Origin of the sequence: Saprospira grandis (assembly GCF_027594745.1) — a bacterium.
Lineage (GTDB): Bacteria > Bacteroidota > Bacteroidia > Chitinophagales > Saprospiraceae > Saprospira > Saprospira grandis.
On record NZ_CP110854.1, the window covers coordinates 4,031,539 to 4,055,274 of the forward strand.

17 protein-coding genes are annotated in these 23,736 nt (G+C 47.3%); 12 read left to right on the forward strand and 5 right to left on the reverse strand.

Going from position 1 to position 23,736, the window contains the following annotated elements:
• The first annotated feature begins 194 nt into the window (after positions 1 to 194).
• From OP864_RS15885 to OP864_RS15930, 10 genes are all read left to right on the forward strand, one after another.
• Positions 195 to 968, forward strand: coding sequence for a hypothetical protein (locus tag OP864_RS15885; protein WP_015694298.1), 774 nt, complete (start codon positions 195 to 197; stop codon positions 966 to 968).
• Between the two features lie 295 nt (positions 969 to 1,263).
• Positions 1,264 to 2,508, forward strand: coding sequence for a 3-deoxy-D-manno-octulosonic acid transferase (locus tag OP864_RS15890; RefSeq protein WP_270099134.1), 1,245 nt, complete (start codon positions 1,264 to 1,266; stop codon positions 2,506 to 2,508).
• Between the two features lie 176 nt (positions 2,509 to 2,684).
• On the forward strand, positions 2,685 to 5,219 hold the full coding sequence (locus OP864_RS15895) for a DUF3352 domain-containing protein (RefSeq protein ID WP_270099135.1): 2,535 nt from the start codon (positions 2,685 to 2,687) through the stop codon (positions 5,217 to 5,219).
• 340 nt (positions 5,220 to 5,559) lie between these two features.
• Positions 5,560 to 6,114: a hypoxanthine phosphoribosyltransferase gene (gene hpt, locus OP864_RS15900; RefSeq protein WP_270099136.1), complete on the forward strand. Its 555-nt coding sequence runs from the start codon at positions 5,560 to 5,562 to the stop codon at positions 6,112 to 6,114.
• A gap of 5 nt (positions 6,115 to 6,119) precedes the next feature.
• Positions 6,120 to 6,800 carry a tRNA (guanosine(37)-N1)-methyltransferase TrmD gene (gene trmD, locus OP864_RS15905; protein ID WP_270099137.1) on the forward strand — a complete coding sequence of 227 codons (681 nt, stop codon included), beginning with the start codon at positions 6,120 to 6,122 and terminating at the stop codon, positions 6,798 to 6,800.
• 7 nt (positions 6,801 to 6,807) lie between these two features.
• Positions 6,808 to 7,839, forward strand: coding sequence for a tetratricopeptide repeat protein (locus tag OP864_RS15910; protein WP_270099138.1), 1,032 nt, complete (start codon positions 6,808 to 6,810; stop codon positions 7,837 to 7,839).
• A gap of 99 nt (positions 7,840 to 7,938) precedes the next feature.
• On the forward strand, positions 7,939 to 8,547 hold the full coding sequence (locus OP864_RS15915) for a TVP38/TMEM64 family protein (protein ID WP_270099139.1): 609 nt from the start codon (positions 7,939 to 7,941) through the stop codon (positions 8,545 to 8,547).
• A gap of 288 nt (positions 8,548 to 8,835) precedes the next feature.
• A complete protein-coding gene (locus OP864_RS15920) occupies positions 8,836 to 9,270 on the forward strand; it encodes a hypothetical protein (RefSeq protein ID WP_270099140.1) in 435 nt (144 codons plus the stop codon).
• A gap of 603 nt (positions 9,271 to 9,873) precedes the next feature.
• Positions 9,874 to 10,728: an SDR family NAD(P)-dependent oxidoreductase gene (locus OP864_RS15925; RefSeq protein ID WP_270099141.1), complete on the forward strand. Its 855-nt coding sequence runs from the start codon at positions 9,874 to 9,876 to the stop codon at positions 10,726 to 10,728.
• 61 nt (positions 10,729 to 10,789) lie between these two features.
• Positions 10,790 to 12,139 (forward strand): toxin-antitoxin system YwqK family antitoxin, encoded by a 1,350-nt coding sequence (locus OP864_RS15930; RefSeq protein WP_270099142.1) that lies wholly within the window; start codon positions 10,790 to 10,792, stop codon positions 12,137 to 12,139.
• On the opposite strand, the gene OP864_RS15935 is transcribed toward OP864_RS15930, so the two are convergent.
• From OP864_RS15935 to OP864_RS15945, 3 genes are all read right to left on the reverse strand, one after another.
• On the reverse strand, positions 12,136 to 12,954 hold the full coding sequence (locus OP864_RS15935; RefSeq protein WP_270099143.1) for an alpha/beta fold hydrolase: 819 nt from the start codon (positions 12,952 to 12,954) through the stop codon (positions 12,136 to 12,138). The genes OP864_RS15930 and OP864_RS15935 overlap by 4 nt on opposite strands.
• Entirely contained in the window at positions 12,944 to 15,004 is a 2,061-nt protein-coding gene (locus tag OP864_RS15940; protein WP_270099144.1) for a BatA domain-containing protein, read from the reverse strand. The genes OP864_RS15935 and OP864_RS15940 overlap by 11 nt, the downstream gene beginning before the upstream one ends.
• A 443-nt stretch (positions 15,005 to 15,447) precedes the next feature.
• On the reverse strand, positions 15,448 to 16,974 hold the full coding sequence (locus tag OP864_RS15945) for a BCCT family transporter (protein WP_270099145.1): 1,527 nt from the start codon (positions 16,972 to 16,974) through the stop codon (positions 15,448 to 15,450).
• Positions 16,975 to 16,995: 21 nt separating this feature from the next.
• On the opposite strand from OP864_RS15945, the gene OP864_RS15950 reads away from it, so the two are divergent.
• Positions 16,996 to 17,763: a tRNA pseudouridine synthase A gene (locus tag OP864_RS15950; protein ID WP_270099146.1), complete on the forward strand. Its 768-nt coding sequence runs from the start codon at positions 16,996 to 16,998 to the stop codon at positions 17,761 to 17,763.
• On the opposite strand, the gene OP864_RS15955 is transcribed toward OP864_RS15950, so the two are convergent.
• On the reverse strand, positions 17,753 to 18,733 hold the full coding sequence (locus tag OP864_RS15955; RefSeq protein WP_270099147.1) for an arginase: 981 nt from the start codon (positions 18,731 to 18,733) through the stop codon (positions 17,753 to 17,755). The genes OP864_RS15950 and OP864_RS15955 overlap by 11 nt on opposite strands.
• A 1,664-nt stretch (positions 18,734 to 20,397) precedes the next feature.
• Here OP864_RS15955 and OP864_RS15960 point away from each other — a divergent pair.
• Positions 20,398 to 21,012, forward strand: a complete 615-nt coding sequence (locus OP864_RS15960; RefSeq protein WP_270099148.1) for a hypothetical protein — start codon at positions 20,398 to 20,400, stop codon at positions 21,010 to 21,012.
• Between the two features lie 101 nt (positions 21,013 to 21,113).
• On the opposite strand, the gene OP864_RS15965 is transcribed toward OP864_RS15960, so the two are convergent.
• Complete coding sequence (locus OP864_RS15965; RefSeq protein WP_270099149.1) at positions 21,114 to 23,729, reverse strand: TonB-dependent receptor domain-containing protein; 2,616 nt, start codon at positions 23,727 to 23,729, stop codon at positions 21,114 to 21,116.
• Positions 23,730 to 23,736: the final 7 nt, after the last annotated feature.

Sequence of the window (23,736 nt, forward strand, 5' to 3'; positions counted from 1 at the left end):
AAATTTAAGTTTATTAAATAAGATATAACAAGTATAGGGCTTAATTTTTACTAACGCAAGTTGTGAACGCATTTTTTTGATATATTTTTTAAGTTATGTCTGTTTTGGCCCTTTTGGGATGGGCTTGCGTTTTCAAACTGACTTTATTTTTTTAGCTTTGCAGCCCAATCTACTGGGTTCAAAAAAACAATCTTATGCGACTCTATTTTCCGCTATTTTTCAGCTTTCTTTTCTTAGGGCATGCGCTTTGGGCCCAAAAAGAAGAGCAGGAGGGCAGTCTGCCCGCCGCCTTCCTGATCGATATCAATTATGCTTTTCATCTGCCCGAAGGCGATATGAAGGCCGATTATTATCAGAGCAATAGCGCCGGTGGACAGCTGGCCTATCTCAGCCCAAAAAACTGGATTTTTGGCCTCTCGGGCCAGGTCATTTTTGCCGATCGAGTGAAAACGGATGTGCTGGCCCCCCTGCGCGAGGCCAATGGCGAGCTCATTAGCCTTTATGGCGATATGGGCCTGACGCAATTGGGCCAAAGGGGCTTTATTTTTACGGGCCAAATCGGAAAGTTGGTTTCGCTCAATAAAAAGAACCGCCGCCACAATCTGGAGTTTCGCCTGGGCGCCGGCTATATGGAGCATTGGGTGCGCATCCGCCTAATGAGCAGAGAGGAGGAACTGCCACAATTGCAAGGCGATTATATTAAGGGCTATGACCAACGCCGAGCAGGCCTGAGCTTGCAGCAGTTTGTGGGCTACCGCTATATGAGCCGCAACCGCATGCTCAATCTTTTTGTGGGCCTAGATCTCAATCAGGCCTTTACCACTAGCGTCCGAGGCTGGGATTACCACCTCCGCCAAGCCAATACAGAAAGCCAGTTCGATATGCTCTATGGTTTCCGCGCCGGTTTCTGCATTCCCTTTTTCATCTATAATGAAAATACCCGTAGCGATGAGCTGAAGTTTTATTAAGGGGTTTTGGGGCCTGCCGCCTTCGGCGGCCGGGCCCTTGCATGGCTCGCAGGTCTGCTCGGCCCTGCGGGCTTCGCCCTGGGTCTGCCGCTGCGCGGCACCATTTCAGGCCCCTAGGCCGATGCTGTAGGTTAAAACCTACAGCAAAATGGCATTGCTTCGCAATCATTGATAGATGAGGGCTAAAGCCCCTCATAAAATTAACTTTCGGCCATCCTTTGATAAAAATTTCAGGCCAGTCAAGGCTTAGCTTTAGGCCCTCTCCCCAAAACAAAAACTAGAAATATATAATATCATGGCGCTTTTCTTCTATCGCCTCGGACTTTGGGCCTATCGACTAGCCCTACAATTGGCTAGCCCTTTTGTCCCTAAGGCCAAACTATGGACCCAAGGCCGCCAAAATTGGCGAAAAAAATATGCAAAACAATTGGCCCAACTACCCCCAAATAAAAAGCGCTATTGGTTTCATGCCGCTTCTTTAGGAGAGTTTGAACAAGGCCGCCCACTACTAGAAGCTCTGCGCGCCCAAGAACCCGAGGCCCTCATTTTACTCAGCTTTTTTTCGCCCTCAGGCTATGAAAAACAAAAAAACTACGCCCTAGCCGATTGGGTGGGCTACCTGCCCATGGATGGCCCCAAAAATGCCCAAGATTTTATTGCCCTTTTGGCGCCCAAACAAGCATTTTTTGTGCGCTATGAGTTCTGGTATTTTTACCTTAAGGTTTTGGCCGAAAAAAATATCCCCGCCTATCTGGTCTCCGCCAATTTTTGGCCCGCCCTGCCATTTTTTAAGCCTTGGGGCGGCCTGTTTAGAAAAATGTTGGCCCAGTATCAGCAGATTTTTGTGCAAGATGAATATTCTAAAGAATTGCTGGCTAGCATCAGTTGCCCCGCTATCGTTACAGGCGATACCCGCCTAGATCGGGTGCTCAGAATCCGAGAAGAGGCCAAAAATTATCCCTTGGTCCAACAATTTAAAGGCGAAAATAAACTCTGGGTGCTGGGCAGTAGCTGGCCCGCCGACGAAAAAATTTGTTTGCCCTTTTATCTGGACCATTTGCAGCCCCAAAACTGGAAACTACTCATCGCCCCCCACGAAATAGGCGAGGAGCGCATCCAAAAATTACTCAATAGCTTGCCCAAAGGCTCGGCTATCCGCTATTCTAGCCTGAGCGAAAAAGAATTATCGGGCCAAGAAAATATCTTAATTATTGATAATATCGGTATGCTTAGCAGCCTCTACCGCTATGCCAGTATGGCTTATGTAGGTGGAGGCTTTGGCAAAGGAATTCACAATACACTAGAACCCGCAGTTTATCAAATTCCCCTTTTCTTTGGACCAAATCACAAAAAGTTTGTAGAAGCAACTGATTTAATTAACTTAGGCCTTGCGCAAGCTATCCGCAGCCAAGAGGAATTGGCCACCGCTTTTAATGGGCTCAACTACAAACTGCTGGCCCAAAAAGCAGAGCAATATATTCAGGCGCAGGCTGGCGCTAGTCAAAAAATTCTGGACTACCTCAAGCAATCAACAGAGTGAAGTGGAGCATTAAGTATATGCAAGCAGGGCTAGTACGCCTTTGGTGGGTCAATATATATCCGTTTTTTTACTGGTTTCGGCTTCCCCTGGCCGCAAGCAGTCTTTTTTTGGCCCTTTGTATTTTTACAGGGGTGCAGCTGGGCTGGTTTCGAGCCCCTTTTTCGAGCCTTTCTCCCTTGGCGGCAGTCCCCTCAAGTAGCTCCGTCGTAATTGAAATCAGAGATTGGGAAAATAGCCAAAACCGCTTGCAGGCCGCCCAATATGCCAATGCCCTGAAAGCCATAGGCGCTAGCGAGCATTGGGTAGATGAGTTGGCCCTTTGGCAAAAAGAATTGGCCCGCCTCAAACGAGACAAACACCCCTTTGCCAAAAAACAAATCTTTACGGCTGTTCAGCTCAATGGGGCACAGTCTCTTTCTTATCTACATATTGCGGCCCAATTCCCAAAAGAGTTGCGGCCCACTCAATTAGCCGCCCAGTTGAAGGTCCCAATTACCGATAAACACAGTTATCGAGGGAGCCAAATTTATCAATTGGAGCTGCCTGATGGAGAGCGATTTAGTCTCTGCCAGTACCGCTCTTTGCTCTTGTTTAGCCGAGAGTCGGCCCTAGTAGAGGCCGCCCTAGAGCAACTGGGCAGCATTCGCTCTAGCCTGAGCTGGGAGCAAGATTTTTTGGCCCTACAAGATAATCGCAGCGATTCGGACCTCAGTTTTTACATCAATTTTCAGAATTTACCGCTTTTGGCCAATTTGCTTTCTGGCCAAAGCCTCCCTTTTGTAGAAGGCCTGACCAATGATTTTAGCTGGCAGGGCTTCGATTGCCGCTTCCAAGAACAACATCTGGTAGGTAGCGGACAGCTTTATTTGGCCCAAAAGGATGATTACTGGAGCTATTTGTTAAATGCGCCTAGCAATGAAAATAGCCAAATTGCCGCCTATTTGCCCGAACAGTTGGCTTTTGCCCTAACGGTTAATATCTCCGCCTTTGGCGATTATTACCGCCAACAAAAAGAGTTGGATCCCGATTTCTCCCGCTATATTTTGCCCTATTTGGGCCGAGAGCTGGCCTTTTTTATGCAAGAACCCGCCCAAGAAGAAGATTTACAGCCTGCTTATGCGGTGGCGCTAGCCCTGCAAAATCCCTTGGAGGCCAAAGAGAAACTCAAAAAACTGGAAGGCGAAAAAGGCCTATTGGATAGTATGCAATACCAAGGGGCCGAAATTAGAAGGTTGGCCAAAAATGGCCTGCTCAGCCCCTTGTTTGGAGGCGAGTTTGCCCCCTTGCAAACCCCCTATTACCTAGTTGCCGACAACTACCTGATTTTGGCCAATAGCCGCCGACAGCTAGAACGCTGGTGGGAGCAATACCAAAATAAAAAGATGCTGGTCCATAATCCCGTTTTTAAGGGCCAAGTAGAGCAGATGAAAAACCGCTCGACCCTCTATTTCTTGATCAATACGCCCAATGCGGCCCTCTTATTCAAAAAGTTTTTGCGCAAAGATTGGCGAGATGCCTTTGACCAGCGCTTTTTGGCCTTTCGCTCGCTCTATCCCATGGGCCTACAGCTAACGGCGCATAAGGGCCATTTCCTCAGTACCTTTTCGGCCGCTACCCAAGCGCTGCAAGAACAGGCCGGAGCCGAACTGCTCTGGCGAGCCGCCCTAGACAGCAGTCTGCTGATGCCGCCTAGCCTGTTGCAAAACCCCAAAACAGGAAGCTATTTTATTGCGGCCCAAGATAAGGCCAAGCGCCTCTACCTTTTTAATAATGCGGGAGAATTGCTCTGGAAAAAAGCCCTGGGCGAGCAGCTATTGGGCCCACCCCAATTGGTAGATTACTATAGCAACGGAAATTATCAGTTGGCGGCCAACACCAAAAGCAAGATTTATATTTGGGAAGAAGATGGCGAGCTACTCAAGGACATTCCCTTGGTCATTCGGGCCCTAAATGCGGTCATGTCGGTAGACTATGGCCGAGGATTGCGCTTTTTTGTCTCCGCCGCCGATAAAAATATTTATGGCTTCGATAAATTTGGTAAACCCCTAGAGGGCTGGAACCCCAATAGCAAAATGGGCGCTCTGCGCTTTCCCTTGCGCTACCTAGAAAAGGGCGAGAAGGATTATATTTTGGGCATGAGTGGCTCGGGCCAGTTGTACTTTATGAAACGCAGTGGCGACCGAAGAATGCCGACCAAAAGCTTTAAGGGCTATTATCTCGATAATTTTTATTTGGACCTAGAGCAGGAGCGGATTGTGGCCGGAGCCACCAACGGACAAATTGAAGTCTGTAACCTGCAAGGCAAAAAGTTTGGCATTCCGCCCCCAGAAAAAAATATGAAGGGCGTTCAATTTGCTTATGCCGATCTTTTGGGCGACCTTCGCCCCGATTTTATGCGCCTGATGGGGCAGAAGTTGTACATCCATTATTATGATACGGCCCAAAGTCTGCAAGCGGCTCCGGTATATGAATATGAGGCGCCTCAAACAGACATTTTTCCGATTCGTTTATTGGCCCAAGAAAAAGCACTTCTGGGCAGTTATTCGGCAACAAAGGGCCAGATTTATCTGATTGATGCGGCCGGAAAACTACAAAAGGGTTTTCCCCTTGCCGCCGATGGTCCCTTTGTGGTGGCCGATCTTTTTGATGATAATAATAATGTCTTGCTCTGTAGCCAAGGCAAGGAATTGAAGGCCTATAAGTTGCGTTAGGCGATGGATTTGGGGCTTGCCCGCCCTGCGGGCGGGCCGGGCTGTGCGGCAGCTCGCTGCTCGCTCGGCCCTGCGCAAAAAAGCGAAGCTTTTTTGCGCGGTCTGGCCCTTCGGGCCACTGCCTACCATCCCTAAGCCGAGGGCCAGCCGCTTGGCCGGGCGGTCCTTGGCCCAGCGCTGCGGAGGGGTGGCCGCAGGCCAGACCGAAGGCGAAACGAAGTGAAGCCTGAAGGGCCGAGCAGACCTGCGAGCCCCGCAGCATAGCGGCGGCCGCTTTGCGGCCGCGGGCCCCAAAAAAAAAGAAAAAAAAGAACAAGAAAAATAAAATAGAACAAACAAAATGAAAGCAGCAGGTCAAAATGTAAAGGTTTGGGACAAAGAATTTGCGCCCTTTATTTCTGCCCAGCAGATAGAGGAACGGATTGAGCAATTGGCAAGAAAAATAGAGCAGCAGTATGCCGAAACAGAACAGCCCATTGTTCTTTTGGGCATCTTAAATGGCTCATTTCGCTTTGCCTCCGATTTGGTCAAAGCCTTGAACATCCCCCTAGAAATTAGCTTTGTAAAGCTGCAATCTTATTCGGGAACCAGTTCTACGGGGCAGGTTACCGAAATGATTGGTTTGGACCTTGATTTGGCGGGCAGAGCCGTATTGATTGTAGAAGACATTGTTGATTCGGGCCGTACGCTCTACTATTTTTTGCCCAGCTTGAAGGCCAAAAACTGCTTGTCGGTGGGCCTTTGCAGCCTATTGGTCAAGCCCGATGCCATGCAATACAAACTGCCCATTGACTTTGCGGGTTTTGCAGTGCCCAACGACTTTTTGCTCGGTTATGGCTTAGATTATGACAAGCGTGGCCGAGAATTAAATGATATTTATAAGGCGATAGATTAAGAAAAATGAGAATTGATATCCTTTCTGCGCAGCCTCAATTGATGGAGAGCCCTTTTGCGCATTCTATAATGAAACGGGCCCAAGAAAAGGGGCTTTTAGAGGTTGTTTTGCATGATTTGCACGACTTTTCTACCGATGAAAAGTATCGCCGAATTGACGACTATCAATTTGGAGGTGGCGCGGGCATGGTCTTGGCCATTGAGCCCATTCATCGGGCCATAGCGCATTTGCGGGCCGAGCGGGAATATGAGCATATTATTTATATGACGCCCGATGGGCAAACCCTGAATCAAAAAACCTGTAACCATTTGTCCTTGGCGGGTAATTTGATTATCATCTGTGGACATTACAAGGGCATTGATGAGCGAGTGCGCGAGCATTTTGTGACTATGGAAATCTCTGTGGGCGATTATGTGCTTTCTGGTGGAGAATTGCCGGCTTGCATCTTGGTAGATGCCATTGGGCGTTTGTTGCCAGGCGTATTAGGCGATGAATCTTCGGCCCTCTTGGATTCTTTTCAGGATGGCATTTTGGCGCCCCCCGTATATACTCGCCCAGCCGATTATAATGGCTGGAAAGTGCCAGATATTTTGCTGTCGGGCCATGAGCGAAAAATAAATGCTTGGCGAGATGAGCAAGCCTTGTTGCGGACCCAGCAGCGTCGGCCCGATTTATTGGAGGAATAGATCAGCTATGAAGTTTTTAGTCAGTTTATTATTTATTGGTTCGACTGTCCTGCTTTTTGGGCAGTCGAGATTGTCTACGCCCATGGAGATCATGGCATTTATGGAGGCTTCGCCCACCCAATACCGCATCGATCAATTGTATGGGCCGCCGCCCAAGCGGGAGCGGCCTGTTTTGGCCAATGGGAATTATGTGGAGCTAGAGGAGAATCGAGAGCATTTGAGAGATTATGCGGCCTTAGAAACGAAAGAGCATAAGGCCCTCAAAGCCAAAGCTTTGGCCTTGGCTAATCGGGAACGGCCCAAGTATAAAAAGATACGCAAGCTGTATCAGCAAATCTTAGAGGATATTCCGCAGCATGCCCAGATATTAACATATATGGGCGACAGCTATTATCGGCAAAAAAACTGGGAAAAAGCGCTCTTGTACTTTGATCAGGCCCTAGCCGCTAACCCTATTGATTATGTGGCCCAACGCCTAAAAGCGGAAGTTTTTTTACTGCAAAAAGATACGGCCAAGGCAGCCCAAGCCATTGCCAAGGCCCATCTGTTGAATCGGAATAATAAGCTACTCTTGCTTCGTTTGAGAGAAATTTGGGCCTTAAATGGCCAAAACTATGAATTGGCCTGGGGCTTTGACCCCAAATGTTATCTAGAGCGAGAGGCCGATACCGTCAGCATTGTAGCCGATGGGGTTTGGCTGACCTATGGCATGTACAAGGCGGTTTGGTCCTATGAACCCGACTATCAGTACATCAAGTCCAGACAAGAGGTTTCTGATTTTCTTTTTCATGCCGAATTAGAAGGGACCCTAGGCACCTTTTTGACCTATAGCGCCCTGCCTGAAAAGGACCGAAGAATTGAGCCCGCCCTAGAGGCTTTCGCCCAAGCCCTAGATGCCGATTTATTGGAGGAATACGTCTTTTATGAGGTCCTTTTGGTGGACCATCCCGCTTTGGCGGCCCATTTGACGGATGAGTTTGCGGCCAAGCTTTTAGAGTATATGCAAAAGATTAGGAATCAGGACTTTGGGCGAGATTAAATTAACAGATCTATAACAAGGAAAGGGAACAATAAGCTATTTAGAGTTGTATAAAAGGCTTAAGTTTAAAATAGAACAACCAAACTCCCTTTTTCGCTTATGGCAGCAAAACCGATTTCCATTGATTTACAAGCGATTTGGCGCAAGTATATTTGGCCTTATCGTTCTTTTTATTTGCTTGGCGGCTTCCTTATTTTGGGCCTTATTATCCTTTTTGGAACCCCACTGGGGCTTTATCTTCGGGATATAGAGCAGCTGCGTCAAGACATACAGGCTTTTGGTCCTTGGGGGGCGGTCATTTATGTGGCGGTTTTTCTTTTGGCCAGTTTGCTCGGTCTGCCAGGCTCTGCTTTTATGCTGTTGGCCATGCTTTTATATGGTAGCTGGGAGGGGGCGGCCCTGACCTATTTTGCGGCTTGGTTATCGGCCTTGGCTACTTTTTATTGGGCCAAATTGTTGGGTGGAAAAAATGCACCAGAGGCCAAGGGCTGGCTCAAAAAATATGTCGAAAAGGTAGAGCAGCGCCCTTATTGGAGCCTCATTGTAATTAGAACGTTCATGCAATTATCGCCTTTTGTGGGCTATAGTTTGGCCTTTAGCCAAATGAAACCCAAGGACTATATTTTGGGAAATGCCCTGGCGCTTTTGGTCCCAATTAGCTATATGGCTTTGGCCTATGCCATTTTTGAGGCGGGCTATTTTTCCTAATGAGTATAAAGATTTGGGGCCCGCGGCCAGCTAGCCGAAGGCTAGCTGGCCGCCGCTATGCTGCGCCGCTCGCAGGTCTGCTCGGCCCTGCGTTTTTTTCGCTACGCTCAAAAAACTTGGTATGGCCTACGGCCACGGCTGCGCAGCGCTGGGCCGCTCAACGGTCTTTTTTCTTTTGGCCATTCTTCTTCGGCGGTTTTGGCCCTTGCCTAAATTCCTTTTGAAGGAACAGAAAACGACATAGAGGAGTTAATAAAAATTTCAAGCATCAGCGATAATCAAAAAGATATGATAACAATTACTAATTATTTTTTACAGCCTTATATGAAAGACTTAACACCTTTGGCGACTTATAGGTCTAGGTTTTTTAAGTACTTTTTGCAGGCCCATCATATTCCAGTGAGAACAGATGATTTAATAGATTGGGAACATTTAGGCCAAGAATATTATACCTTTGATGTGGAGACAGATGAGGACTGGGTTACTGCTCGGCTAAAAGAGACTAGTTTATCAGAAAATCCAGAGTTAATTGTAGAGATGGGCTATGATAGACCAATTTGCAAAGTAAAAACCTCGACTTTTATAGCGCACTGGTACGATTTCTATAGAGCTTCTGGTTATGAAGGTATCAGCGCAGTCAGTTTAAATTTAAAATATCTGATAGAATTACGTCATGATACAGGCTTGTTTTACAGTAACTTCAAGATAGATCCAGATTCATAGCCTCTTGTTTCTAAGCTATGTCTACTAGGCTGTTCTTCTTTGGCAGTTTTGAGCCCATGGGCTGAAGCCCATGCTTGTAGACTGAGCAAAGAGCGGGCTGAAGTCCTTTTTTGCTGTTTATTATAACTCATTATGGGCCGAGGGTTTTAACCATCGGCCCATTTTTATTGCCTTGAGGATGGTACGGCTATGCCTTTAAAAAATGCCTTGACTAGCCTGAAATTTTTATCAAAGGATGGCCGAGAAGTTAATTTTATGAGGGTTTCAACCCTCATTTATAGATGATTGCGAAGCAATACCATTCTTGCTGTAGGTTTCAACCTACAGTTAAAAGGGCCGAAGGCCCGCAGGCCTAGGGGCCTGAAAGGGTGCCGCGCAGCGGCAGACCCAGCCAGCTTGCTGGCGCAGGGCCGAGCAGACCTGCGAGCCCGGCAAGGGCCCGGCCGCCAAAGGCGGCAGGCCCCAAAAAATCATCTAGATAAAAATCATTAGAAAATAGGAAACCTTAGGCCAAGGCATATAGGGTAGCCAAAAATAAGTTGCTTTGCAAAACAATATATTGCGTCGCTCTTCTTATCTTGTAGGACCAAAAATCAATCAGTTATGTCAAGAATAAATAATAGAACAGTCCTGATTACAGGGGGGGCGGCCGGAATCGGGAAGCTCATTGCAGAACGCTGCCTGCGCCAAAGGGCCTATAAAGTGATCCTTTGGGATATTAACGAGCAGAAATTATTGGCTACTCAGGCCGAGTTTAAGGGCCGAGGTCATGAGGTGGCCGTGCAGGTAGTTGATGTGGCCAATTTAGAAGATATTGAGACCGCTGCCGCCGCTTGTAAAAAACAATGGGGAATGGTGGATATTCTCTTTAATAATGCCGGTATTGTGGTCGGTAAACGCTTTGAGGAACATAGCCACCGAGAAATTCGGAAAACGATCGATATCAATGTTTCGGCCCCTATGCATATTGCCCTGCAGTTTTTGGCCGATATGCAAGACCAAGGCGAAGGCCATATTGTTAATATTGCCTCGGCTGCTGGCCTGATTCCCAACCCGAATATGTCTGTATATGCAGGCAGCAAATGGGCCGTAGTCGGTTGGTCCGAATCTTTGCGTCTAGAACAAGAAGAGGCCAAAAATGGGGTAGTGGTGAGCACGATTTTGCCTAGCTATATCAATACAGGCATGTTTGATGGCGTGACCGCACCCGCACTTACGCCCATTATGGAACCTGAATACATTGTGGATAAAATCATGAAGGCGGTTAAGGAAGATGATATCCTGGTGATGGAGCCCTTTATGACAAAGGCAATTCCCTTGCTCAAAGGTGTTTTGCCCACCCGTGCTTTTGATTTTATCGCAGGCCGCCTATTTGGTGTCTATAAAACCATGAGCACCTTTAAAGGGAAAGCGCCCAAAGAGGCTGTACCCGATAAAGATGAGTTGAAAGCAGAATAAAATAGAAAGGGCCAGCGAAAATCGCTGGCCTTTTTTTGCCCAAAATTAAAATAATCAGAACTTGAGAAGCTATTTATTCCTCCTATTTACCGCCTATGCTTTGGCGGCTTTCGGACAGCAGCCCCTAGTCAGTTTTCAGCAGGTCTTGGATAAAAATAAGGCCGAGGGATTAAGTCCTATTTATTTGCTGTTGGATGATAATCTGCTGCTAAATGCGCAGGCTTTTCCTTTTGGAACATGGCGCAGAGAGAATCCAGCGGAAGAATTGAATCAAGGCTTAAGCGAGGGAATTACACATTATTTGCCTTTTAGTCAAGCCTATTATCGAGATCAAATCCATGCCAAATGGGCCAAATTGACGCCCATGGAACAATATGCCCTGCATCTATTTATAGAGGAGGCCATCGCCTATTGTCAAACTTTTTCTCTGGCCCAAGAAGAACAATACTTAGCCAACTTGCAGCAGCTGGGCAGCTTGCCCAATTATGCCAACCGCTATGCAGAACGCCAAACTTATGGCTTTAATGTGGCTGCCAAAGAGCTTTTTGTGCGCTATGGACCAGCCGATTTTTATGGAGGAAACCTAAAACATCCCAAACCCTATTTTGCTCGCCAAGGTTTTCGCCGACTCCAAGCTTTTATTTACCGAAGAGTAAAGGCAGGAGTGCCAATTGAAAATATAGAACGCTTATTTTTAGGCCTGCAAAAGCTGTTGCCCGCATTGAAGGAAGGACAATACACGGCTTATGATGAAAAAGGACGCTTGCAAGAAGAAGGCGAAATCCGAAATGGAAAGCCCTATGGCCGTTGTCGGTATTATCGCTATTCCTATGGCGCGCCTCAAGAGAAGCTGCTAGCGGTAGATTGGCAGACAGACAAAAAAGGTCGGCTGAAAAAACTGTATTTTATAGACCTTTATGCACTATCCGATATGCGGCATTATTTGCAATATAAAAAGGGAAAATTGCAGGCTTATCAGATTAAGTTGCGAGATCTGCGAGCCTCTTCTTATTATCAGCTAGATAGTTTGAGTATGGATTTGCGCAAAAAAAAGGTGCAGCTATTTAGAAAAAATAGAAATATGCCTTATACGCTTAGTTTTAAGCGGGCTCCAGAGCGGTTTAGCCAGTATATCTGGGACCAAAAAGAGCTACAAGAAGATATCGTTTTGGACCTTCGAGTTTGTGAACAGGAAGATATTTGTTTTCCCGCCGAGAAGTTAAGCTATGCGGATAAGGTCGTTGCGCTTTATATAGCCCCTCAGAGCCCCGAAGAATTTGTAACAAAATGGAAGCCCTTGCTGCAGCAGTTCCCTCGCCTGAAAAAGGTATACCTCTATTTGGAGAAGGAGGCCGATTGGCCGCTTTATCAAGAGCTGTTGGATCAGGGGATAAAGTGGGAGCTCTATTAAAAGTATTGCTGTTTGGCTAAAATCTCTCTTATACACTGGTCCAAGGGCGCCCGCAAAAAGAAATGCCCATCAGCCACCCAATGAAACTGGGCCGAAGGGAGCTTTTGGGCAAACTGCTGCCCATAGCGGCCAGGCGTAATCTCATCTTCCTGACCATAGATGAGGTAGAGCGGCAGCTCTTTTTCTTGAATCAACTTTCTGAGTTTTCGCTTATAGACAGGAAAGTCGTATAGTGAAATCCAGCAGTTGAACAAACGATGCCGACGATCAGCCTGCTCAATTTGTTGGCGAAAAAGGACGTATGTGGCCTTGTTGAGCAAATTGGCCCTTCTGGCCCAGGCAAAAATAGAGAGAATCCATCCTGGCGGCTCCAGACGAGCCGCCAAAAAGCGACGCAAAAAAAGTGGGAACAAAACGGGACTATCCGAGGGGGTAGGTTGCAGGCCCGCTGGAGCCAATAGGATCAAGGCATCTAAATTGGGCAAGAGCTCGGGCGCTAGGCTCAGGGCAATGCGTCCCCCCATGCTGTGCCCAGCCAAGCTAAAGCGCTGAAAGTTTTCTTGGGCCAAAATGAGCCGAATAATTTCTAGCAGCTCTTGGGCGCTAAAATGATCGCTTTCCCACTGCGTTTTTCCATGAAAAGGCAGGTCTAGGGCAAAAACCCGATAGCTTTCACCCAAGCTTTTCAATTCTTCAAAGTAGCCGCCATGATTGGCAAAGCCGTGTAGGGCCAGAAGGGCTTTGGGCCCGCGACCAAAACAACCATAATGCAAGCGGTGCGGACCAAAATCAATTTGATGATAACTAGGAGACATTTGTTTTGGGCGTTTGAGGCTGCCAAAGGCGAAGCAAAAGCGTTTCTAGCAAAAGAAAGAGTAGGGCGAGAATCAAGAAGTATTTCCAAAGAGAGGCTCCTTCTGTTTCTTCCAAAACTAAGCTGCCAAAGTCTTGGCCGTAGTTTCCGTCAATGATGTTGTAACGCCCATCTGCACTGCTTTCCAACTCTTCTAAAGAATAGAACTCTAGGGCCGATTCTCGACGGTTGTAGTTGAAGGCAAATTGGTCCAATACTTCTTCTTTATTCAAATAGAGTTGATAGAAACCCGCCTCCTGCAATTGGTTATTAAGGCCCAAAAGTAGGCGGTTGCCCAAACGACGCTGCTCTGGAATAAACTCCAATTGCCCCGAGCCTAACTTAAAGGCGGTTTCTTGCTGCTGGGCCTGGGCCTCAGATTCTAGATTTTGATCTTGGCCTACAATATAGGCAATCTGCTGCCGCTTGCCACTTTCTAAGGCCATGCGATAAAGCATAGGCACAAAGACTTCCCCATTCTTGCTCAGATCCGAGCTCTCGCTATCCGCAGGGGCAGAACAGAGGTAGAGAAAACCATTTTTTACCTTGTATTTTCCCAAAAAGCTGCTGCCATCTCGGTAACGCAATAGCTGCTGTTCTGCCGCTCGGGCCGATTTACTCAAGGGAAAGTTGGCTTGGCTAATCGGCAGTTTCATCCGATCACTCTCATTTTCATAGACATCGCTAAAGATAAAGTCTTGGTAGTTGATGCTCACCACTTTGCGCTCTTTTTGCTCTAAAGGCTGCAATCGATTGGCCCCCAATTGCTGCAAAAAGTTGTTGTAGTCCTCTAGCTTTGCCGAGCGACTGGGCAAGATGAGCAGCTTGCCGCCTTCTTCTACATAAGTCTTGAGCTCGGCCTGTAGGCCCGAAGATAATTTGCTGAGCTGGCTAAGTATAATGAGGTCGTTTTGGGGCAGCTTAGAGTAGTCTAACTGACTTACAGATTGTGATCGCATCTCAAAATAGTCATCATCAGAAAAGGCAGCAGAAATGGCGCCCAAAGCCTGGCCCTCATAGAGCTCTAGCAGCTGCAGCTTCTCCTTGACATAAAAAGAAAAGCGATAGCTGTTGTCAAATTCAATCGGAAAATCAGTAAGCTGTAGCTCGGCCAAATACCAGCCCGTTTTGTTCAAGTTGAGGCTGATGGTATCATATATAGCACTGTTGGCCGGCACATCTAAGCTCCCAATTGGCCGATTTTCGCCATTGAGTTGTAGCGAAAGACGCAGTTTGTTCTGATCCGTTTGCCCATAGTTGCGAATCTTCACAAAAAGGCGGTTATTTTGGTTCAATCCCTGAACGGGGGCCTCAAACCAAGCGCTATCAATGGCCACATTTTTTAGGGCGGCTGCTTGCAAGGGGACCAAACTCAACTGTAGCTGCGTATCGGCCTCTATTTTGGCCAAATCACTGCTGTTTTTCTGAAAATCAGAGATAATGAAGGCCTGCTTTTTTTTATTCTCTCCTTTTTCTAGGGCTTGCTTTTGGCGGTTAAAAACCCGCTCCATATCCTGCACCTGATAAGACAATTGAATTTCCCGAATTCTTTGCAAAGCATCTTCCTTAGACAACAACCGTTGGTCGCGCCCCTCTAAATCCATAGACAAAATCTGAATGCGGTCATTGGGCCCATAAGCAGCCACAATTTCCTCGGCCCGAAGACGAGCTTTTTCTAGCAGACGCAAATCTTCGGCCTCGGCAGACATGCTGTAAGAGTTGTCAAAAAAGATACTCACATCATGGTTGCCCAATTCGGTTTTGCTGCCCGCTTTCTGCCAATAGGGCTGTGCAAAGGCAAAGACCAAAGCCGCTAGGGCCAGCATCCGAGCAGCCAGGACCAGCAGGTTGCGCAGCCGCTGCCAAGAGTTGGTTTGTTCCTTGACCTCTTTCAAAAACCGAAGGTTGGTAAAATAAACCGTTTTGTACCTCCTAAAGTAAAAGAGATGAATAATAACAGGGATAATCAGGGCAAAAAGGGCCCATAAAAAGCTGGGATATAGAAAACTCATAGTCTATTTTAAAAAAAACCTATTTTTATTTTTTTGGGGCTGTCCCGCCCTGCGGGCGGGTCGCTATGCTTTGGGGCTCGCAAGTCTGCTCGGCCCTTCGCCAGCTTCGCTGGCTCGGTCTGGCCTTCGGCCACCCCGCCGCAGCGCTCATCCTGCGGCCCTCCGGGCCTGCAAGACGCAATAGTTTGGACCATTGATTTAGCCAAGCGCTAAATATAAACAATCTTTAGGGCTAATGTTTTTTTTAGGTCCAAAAGCTTTGTTAAGCCCTTAGCGGAAACGGCCTAGCGCTGGGGAGCAGTGCCGCATTGCGGCAGACCTAGGCGGCGCAGCCGCCGCAGGGCCGAGCAGACCTGCGAGCTGCGGACCATAGCGCCGACGACTGAAAGGAGGCGACAACAAGGCTGAAAGCCGCAGTTCGACGACTAAAAGGAGTAACGCCCCTAATAACCAAAACGCTCTTTAATCATCCAGTAGAGTAGGCCAACACTAGCGCTCAAGAGCAGGAGCAAGGCGGGCAAGCCGCCCAAATTAGAGAGCATTTTGATGCCTTCTATGCCTGCTTGACTGACCATAATATAGGCGGCGGCACCAATGCAAAGGCCCCAAATTACTTTGATGTAGAGCTTGGGCGACTCCCCCGCTTTTAGTCCATCCATGCTAATGCTGCCCATGGCTTCGGTGTTCGAATCGGCCGCAGTGACATAGGACAAAAAGACCGTGAAAATGAAAAGCAGGGCCATAAAGGGCATTAGTGGGGCGGCGTATTTGGCCATGAGCTCATAGATGATAGACTCGGCGCCATGGGCCGCAAGGCTGCCCAGCAAATCTTGGCCAGTTTGCACCGCCCAAAGGGCCGAGCCGCCAAAAATGCTCATCCAGAGCAGGGCAAAAATAGAGGGCAAAATCCAGTTGAAGAGCAGCATTTCTCTAAGGGTGTAGCCCTTGGCAATTTTGCCCAAAAAGAGGGCCGTAATGGGGGCCCAAGCCATCCAATTGGCCCAGTAGAAAGTGGTCCAGCTATTGGCCCAATCCTCTTCTGGATGATAAATGTTGTAGAGGTTTTTTTCTATAAAATGACCAAAGTACTCGCCTAAACTGCTTCCAATTAGGGGCAGCATTTTTTGGCCCGGCCCCAAAAATAAAAAGCTAAGCGCAATAAAAATAAAGGCCCAAATATTTACCGTCGATAAAAATTGAATACCTTTCTTAAGGCCCGTAGCCGCCGAAATAATAAAGGCCAGGACCGTCAGTATGCAAAGCAAAAGCAGCATATTGTTGTTGCTCGTCCAACCCAATTGGCTGCTTAAGCCCCCCGCTAAAGTGAGCAAACCGGCCCCCAAAGAAGAAGCCATGCCCGCCACCAAAGCAAATAGACAAAGGCTGTCTATGGTAGAGGATAAGCCCTTGAAGCTATGAAAACCGCCTTCTTTTTTGGCTTTTAAGAAGGGAAATAAAAGGGCGCTTAAGCTATATTTTGCCCCATAATTATAGTGGGCCAAGGCAAAGAGCAGGGCGGGCAAGCAATAAATGGCATAGGGCGTAAAGCTCCAGTGCAAATAGAGGGTAGAAAGGGCAAATTGGGCGGCTTCTGGGCTCTGGGCGGCCAGTTTGGCGGCAGCGGGGGGGCTCCCATAATGGTAGAGGGGTTCTGCCGTGCCCCAAAATAATATCCCCGTGGCAATAGTCGTACAGATGCTAATGCTAAACCATTTCCAGCGGCTGAGCAAGGGCTGGGCATCGGCCCCGCCAATGCGGATTTTTCCTAGTGGCGAAAGCAGTAGGACAAGCAGCAGGCAGAGCATTAAAAAGCTCGTGAGGCTAAATAAGGGACCAAAATTGGCCAGCAGGGCCGCATTTAGGGCTTTCATCTGGGCCAAAAAGGCTGTTGCTTGGCTCATACTATATATTATAGCGAATAATAGCAGGCCAAAGCTTGGCCAAAAAACAGTCTTTCGAAGAGTTTGCATATCTTTGGGGCTCAAATTTTAATGATGAAGAGATATTTTCTAGAATTTGCCTATAACGGCAGTCGATTTCATGGTTTTCAGCGCCAGCCTCAGCAAATGAGCGTACAGCAGAAAATAGAAGAGGCCCTATCTACGGTTTTACGGCAAGAAATCCAAATTGTGGGTTGTGGCCGCACCGATACGGGGGTGCATGCCCTACAGTATTTTGCCCATTTTGATGCCCAAGGGGAGCTGCCCCAGCGCATTCCCTTTCGCCTCAATAGTTTGCTTGGATCCGATTTTGCCGTTTATCGTTTATTAGCCGTAGAAGCCGAGGCTCATGCCCGCTATGATGCCTGTTCTAGGGCCTATGTCTATCAACTGAGTCTGCGGCCCGATCCCTTTCGGCAAGAAACGGCCTTCCATTTTCCTCGGGCGCAGATGTTGGACCCTCAAAAGATGCAGGCAGCAGCGGCTTTGTTGCTCGACTATGAGGCCTTTTTCCCTTTTTGCAAAACCAATAGCGATGTGAAGCATTATGGCTGCCAATTGAGTCGGTCCGAATGGGATTTTAGCGACCCCTATCTTTGGCGCTATGAGGTGCAGTCTAATCGTTTTCTGCGGGGCATGATTCGCCTGATTGTTGGCGCTTGTCTAAATGTGGGCCTGGGCAAATTGTCTTTGGCCGAGCTAAAAACAGCTATGGACCAACAAAAAGCCCTGAAACGAGCCTATTCGGTCCCGCCTCAGGGTTTGTTTCTCAAGGATATCCAATATCCATATATTCAAGAGGATTTGCCTAGTCTGTAGCTTGGCTGCGCAGTCGCTTTTCTACCGTATCGGTTACTGACCGAAGGATAGAAAAGGCAGTTTCGGCCATTAGGTTGCGTTTGTTGTCTAGTAGGGGATTCACTTCAGTTACTTCCATACACTTCAGGCGGTCTTCCTGAGCAAATCGACAGAGGAGTTGTCGGGCTTCTTCTGGGGTCAATCCATTGGGGACGGGGGTGCCGGTGCCCTCAGAAACCAGTTCGCAATCCATGCTATCTACATCAAAAGAGACATAAATTATATCGCAGTTTTGGAGGTAGTGCAGACTTTCCTCCGCAATGCGGAGCGCTCCTTTTTCCTGCACCTCAGGCACTTCAAAGACCTTAATTTTATGTTGGTCGATCAAAAAGTTTTCTTCTTTTTCGGTATCTCTCAGGCCAATAAAGACGAGGTCTTCTGGATATATTTTTGGCGAGATTTCGCCTACTCTTTTGAGCTGCTCCCAATAGACATTGAGCTCAGGCGATAGGTTATTTTGGCGCATATCTAGGTTGTCAAAACCCAAAGAGGCAGCCAGGGGCATACCGTGCACATTACCCGATGGGGTGGTATAAGGGGTATGCAAATCGGCATGGGCATCTACCCAAATAACGCCCAGTCGTTTGTCTGGATAGGACTTGCGCAGGCCAGCAATAGAGGCCCCTGCCGAAGAGTGGTCGCCGGAAAGGATGGTAAGAAACTGGGTCCCTTCGGTCAGTAATTGCTCCATAGCATCGGCCACATAATTATAGACCTTGAGGATGCCCTTGATGTGTTTGGCATGTCGGGTAGTTGAGCTGGGCCGAAAGAGAATTTCGTTTTCATTGGGCACCAAATGCAGGGGGTAGTGGGCAAAATAAGTATCATTCATTTTGAGAGAGGCCACTTTCATGGCGCCAATACCTAGGCTAGCCCCACGGGTCCCTGCGCCCAATTCAGAGCGGATTTCTAAAATTTGTATGTTTTCCATAGCTGTTGTTGTTGTTCTGTGAAGATGGCCAAGATAAAAAAGCATTAGAGAAAATAAAAATTATGATTCTATAGCTTTTTGCTTTCCTATTATTAGGCTTTGGGGCCCGCGGCCAGCAAAGCTGGCCGCCGCTATGCTGCGGGGCTCACAGCTCTGTTCGGCCCTTCAGCCGCCTTTGGCGGCTTCGGTCTGGCCTTCGGCCACCCCTTCGCAGCGCTGGGCCGCTCAACGGTCTTTTTTCTTTTGGCGGTCTTCTTTGGCGGTTAGGTGGTTTTGGGAAGAAGCTTAACGGGAAGCTATAAATGATATGGGCCGATGGTTTCAACCTTCGGCTCATTTTTATTGCGCTTAGCTTGGCCTCTTTTCTTGCTGTAGGTTTTAACCTACAGGTGTATATACTATATATTTGTGGGCTAATGTCTAGCAAAACTCCTTCTTAGTCGTCCTGAACTCTACGATATAGCTTGTCAAAGTCATTGCATGCAGTCACTAAACTGTTCGTTATAGCTCCTCTTACTGCATAAGAGTCGTCCTGAACTCCATGGCATAGCCTATAAAACTCCAGAATATAGGTTATGGAACTCCTTGTTTGTGCTTTTCTACTGCAAGCTAGTCCTTAGCCAACTGTAAATTAAGGGGACCAAAGGCTAGACTTGCAGTTGGTGGACTAGATTAGCGGAGTTATATAACCTCAGCTTTTCTATAATGAACCTCAAGCGTAGGTAAAGCGACCTCACCTAAGCAGTATCATAAGGTCTGTTATAGATAAAAGAACCGCAGCTAAGGACTTGCTCTAGCCCCAATTGGGGCTACTCGACCTCAAGCAAGCAGTTGTGGACCTACTCCTTGCAGTTTTGTACCTATAGAATGCAGTTCCAGACGTCTATAAAGCAGTAGAAGAGCCCTAATTTTGGTTACTCAACCTATAGCTTGAGCTAAACAAGCGGCCTCTTCTGCTTCTTAAGCTAAAAAATGTGGTAGATAAGGACTGTTTTGGGGTTCTTGGACCTAATTTATACCTTAGAGGACCCCTATTTTGGGCTTGTGCAACCTCTAGGCTTTGCCGCCTGCCATTCATCGCCTAGGGACAAGCCCCTAGGCTAACCCCATGGAGTCAGCCCTAAAGGGCCTTAACTGCTGATATAACTGGTTTTGCTCATCTGTTTTTGCAGATTTGGGGGGGGGTAGTCCCTCAACTTTTTCTTGGGTTTTTGAAAAAGGAGAGATAAAGAAAGCGTTTTTTAGCGGTTGGGCGGTTTGGGGCCATGAGCTGAAGCCCATGGTTGTGGACTGAGCAAACTGGCGGGCTAAAGCCCTTGTTTGCTATAAATAATAAAGCGGTTTATTACAACTCATTATGGGCCGATGGTTTTAACCTTCGGCTCATTTTTGCCGAATTGCGTTTGGTATGGCCGCTTTTGTTGCTGTAGGTTTCAACCTACAGGTATATATATTCGTCCTACAGGGCCGAAGGCCCGCAGGCCTAGGGATGGAAAAGGGGGCGGCGAAGCCGCAGACCGAGCAAAATGAGCGTAGCGAATTTTGCGAAGGGCCGAGCAGACTTGCGAGCCCTGACACAGCCCGGCCGCCTTTGGCGGCAGGCCCCCAAAAATAAAAATAGTCCTTCAACTTTTTCTGGCAAACTTTAAACCCTTACTAAAATTATGAGCGACTCCTTTTGGAAAAACCTATTGAGAAAGCGCTGGCTAAATATTCTGCTTATCGTCTTAGCTACTTACTTGAAAAGTATACTAGAGAAAAAATGGCTGCTCTTTATCTTAATGATTCAGTTGACTTATCTGCTATCCTTTATTTTTTTAGATAATCAGGCGGCCAAATATGGAAATGGGCGGTTTAAGCGTTCCTACCGACTTACGGATGATGGGGTATATATTGCTAATTTTTCTTTTTCAAGGCAATCTATCCATAAAGATGAGAGTTCTTTTGGGCTGCCTTCTGGGAGTGAAGAGGAGGCTAAGCCTTTTGTTTACAGCATAAATCGTTATGCCTTAAAAGAAGGTCAGTTATTCTTTGATCTTGTTACCGATAGTGGCCAATACTGGTATTATGCGGATGATGGTTTATTGCCCATTTCAAAAAGGGAGCTAGAGCCCCTTGCTTTATCTTGGGTAAATCTAGCTTCAAAACCTACAGTCTATTACTACTGGAAGCTAATTTTTGTAATTATGTTCTTATCTATTATGGGCACTTCCTCTTATCTAGGGATTTTGATGCTGGTCTTTTTTCTGAGAAGAAAAGAGTTTTATAAAATATATTGAATTTAGTCCCTCAACTTTTTCTTACCACCCTTAAGTGCTAAAAAATGGGCGAAGAACCGCAGTTCTTCGCCCAAATCTATTTTCAGCTAAAAGAAAATGGCCTAATGCTGTTGGCAGCAAGCGGGAAGCTGATCATGGGCTTTTGGATCAGCAGGGAGCTCATCGGCAGGATAGCCCAATTTGCTAAGGGCCTTGCGTAGGGCAGCGGGATTGGTTTTTTCCTCATCGTAGTGAATTTCTACGGTCTTGCTGTTCAAATTAACGCTAGCATGATAAACGCCCTCTATTTTTTCTAGGCCCTGACTAATTGTCGTTTGACACATACCACATTGAGGGTCAGATTTAATCAAAAGTTCGGCGCCATTTTCATGATGATGCTCTTTTGTAGCATGATGCTCTTCATTGGGCCCATGATGATGTCCAGCATGGGGATCTGCCTTGGTTTTTTCGCCTAAAGTGTAGCGGAAGCCCGCATAAACCATCGTTCCAAAAACAGGGGCATAAACAGCCGAAGCATCAAAAAGCTGGGGTTGTAGGTTTTGCCCAAAAGGGTCTTGAGCGCCCAAAATAGGTTGCTCTTGGCGGTAGTTCGTCAGGTTTTCGCCACCCAAATAAACTTCCCAGCCTTTGCCCAATTTTTTACTAACTTGCGCATTGAGCAAGGCAAAAGTAGGAGAGAGGGCCTCTTGTCGATAAGCGGGAAGGTTGCTTAGATCGCCATAAAGTGTAGGGAGACGTTGTGGCCCCACTAACTGGCTGTTGAAGTTAAACTGCCAGCCCGATTTTGGTAATTGGTATTGTAAGGCCATCAAGCCACGGTGACGAGGAGAAAAGGCCATCCAGGTCAATTGCCCATGATGTGTGGTATACACATCATTGTATTTGTAGGCCAAACGCAACTCTAGGTTTTCAATAAGGTCTTGGGTCCAAGATAATAAAATGCTGTTGGCAAAAGAGCGGCCGTCTAAATTGTAAAACTGAACTTGGCTGCTGCTGTGGTCAATGTCTGCCACCAAACGCTGCTCAAAATCAGTGCGGTAAATATCTAGACTCAAGCTTCCCGCACGCTCGCCCAAAATATAGTTGCGCGTGATATTGAGGCCATAGTTCCAAGCTTTTTCTACGGCAGGAGTTTCATTTAGGATAAAGGCACGGCTGCTGGGCAAATAACGGAAGTTTTCAATCAATAGGTTGGGCAGGCGAATTCCCCGGCCCCCAGAAGCTCTAATGATAAAGTCTTGATTGAAGTTGTATTTGAAGTTGAGACGGCCCGTGGGCAAGTACTGCATGCCATTAAGGGTTTGGACCTGGTCCAGACGGAGCCCCGCAATAAGGCCAAAACCTCGGCCGGTTTCTGGATCGAGCTCCTGCTGCCAGTTGTATTCGGCAAAAAGAGCAGATTGCTGCTCTTTACGGTCCATATTGAGCTCATTTACTTGCTCCTGAAAGTCATCCAAGCGGTAGTTAAAACCCGCCATCAGCTCTTGTCCCTTGCCCAAAGGCGTTTGAAAGAGCAAGTTGAGATAAGCCGTGTTTTGCTTTCCCTCATAAAGTCGATCGCCAAAAGAAGAAGATTGATTGTGCTGGCTAAGGCTATAAATAAGGGCCAAAGATTGTAAGGGATTATCAAAACCAATAAATCCAAGTTTCCCAAATACCTCATAACGCTCAATATCTGAGTCGATTTGGTATAAGCGTTGGGGCAAATCAGCCGCAGAAAAGAAGCTAGCGACTTGTCCGCCCTCTCTTTGGTCCAATATAGCTTGCGCATTGATTTCGGCATGCAGGTTTTTGGTCCTGTGGTTCAATCGCCAAAGGGCGTTGAGCTGCCGCTTGAGGGGGATGTCCATAAAGTTGTCCCCATTATGATCTATCGCCTGATTGAAGTAGTTGCCATGTAGCAAAAGCCCAGTAGCCGTCCGCTCATTAAATTTATGAGCCAAGTTTAGGTTGAGCTCGCTGCGGCCCAAATGATTGAGAAAGCCATTGAGGTAGAGCTTGGGCGCATTATGTGGCTTAATCAATTCGGTGTTAATTTGCCCCGTTAAGCCCTCTACGCCATTGCGCACCGTGCTCGCTCCCTTAGAAATCTGAATGCTTTCGACAAATGTACCAGGAATGTATTCTAAGCCATAAGCTAAGCCCAAACGATTAAAGTTGGGCCGGTTTTCTATCATCAACTGACTGTAAATGCCCCGCAAGCCCAACATTTCAATGTCTCTGGCTCCAGTAACGGCATCGGTAAAACTTACATTGACGGTCCCATTGTTCTCAAAGCTTTCGGCCAAAGAGCAACAAGCCGCTCGCCGTAGCTCGCACTGTCCTAAGGTCTCGACATTGATGGGGTTGATGGTTGAAGCAAAGGCATCGCCTTGCTTAGCCGTTACTTCAACGGTGGCCTGCTCTAGGAGTAGGTCATCGCCCACAGTAAGGATTAAATCTTGCTCCGAGGGCAGTATTTCTACAGATACTGGCTCATAAGAAAGATGGCGAATTTCTAGGGTGTGTGGCTGGACCGTATCTAGGCGAAGAATGCGAAATTTCCCCTCAAAATCCGTAACCGCCCCAATACTAGCGCTATCTTGCCAATGAATAGTGGCCGAAATAATGGCTTCCCCTTGGCCATTAACAAGCTGGCCTGAAAAATAAGATTGGCTATAGGCCAATTGGCTCCATGCTAGCCCAACTAGCAGGAGAATATATTTGTAAAATTGCATAAATTTT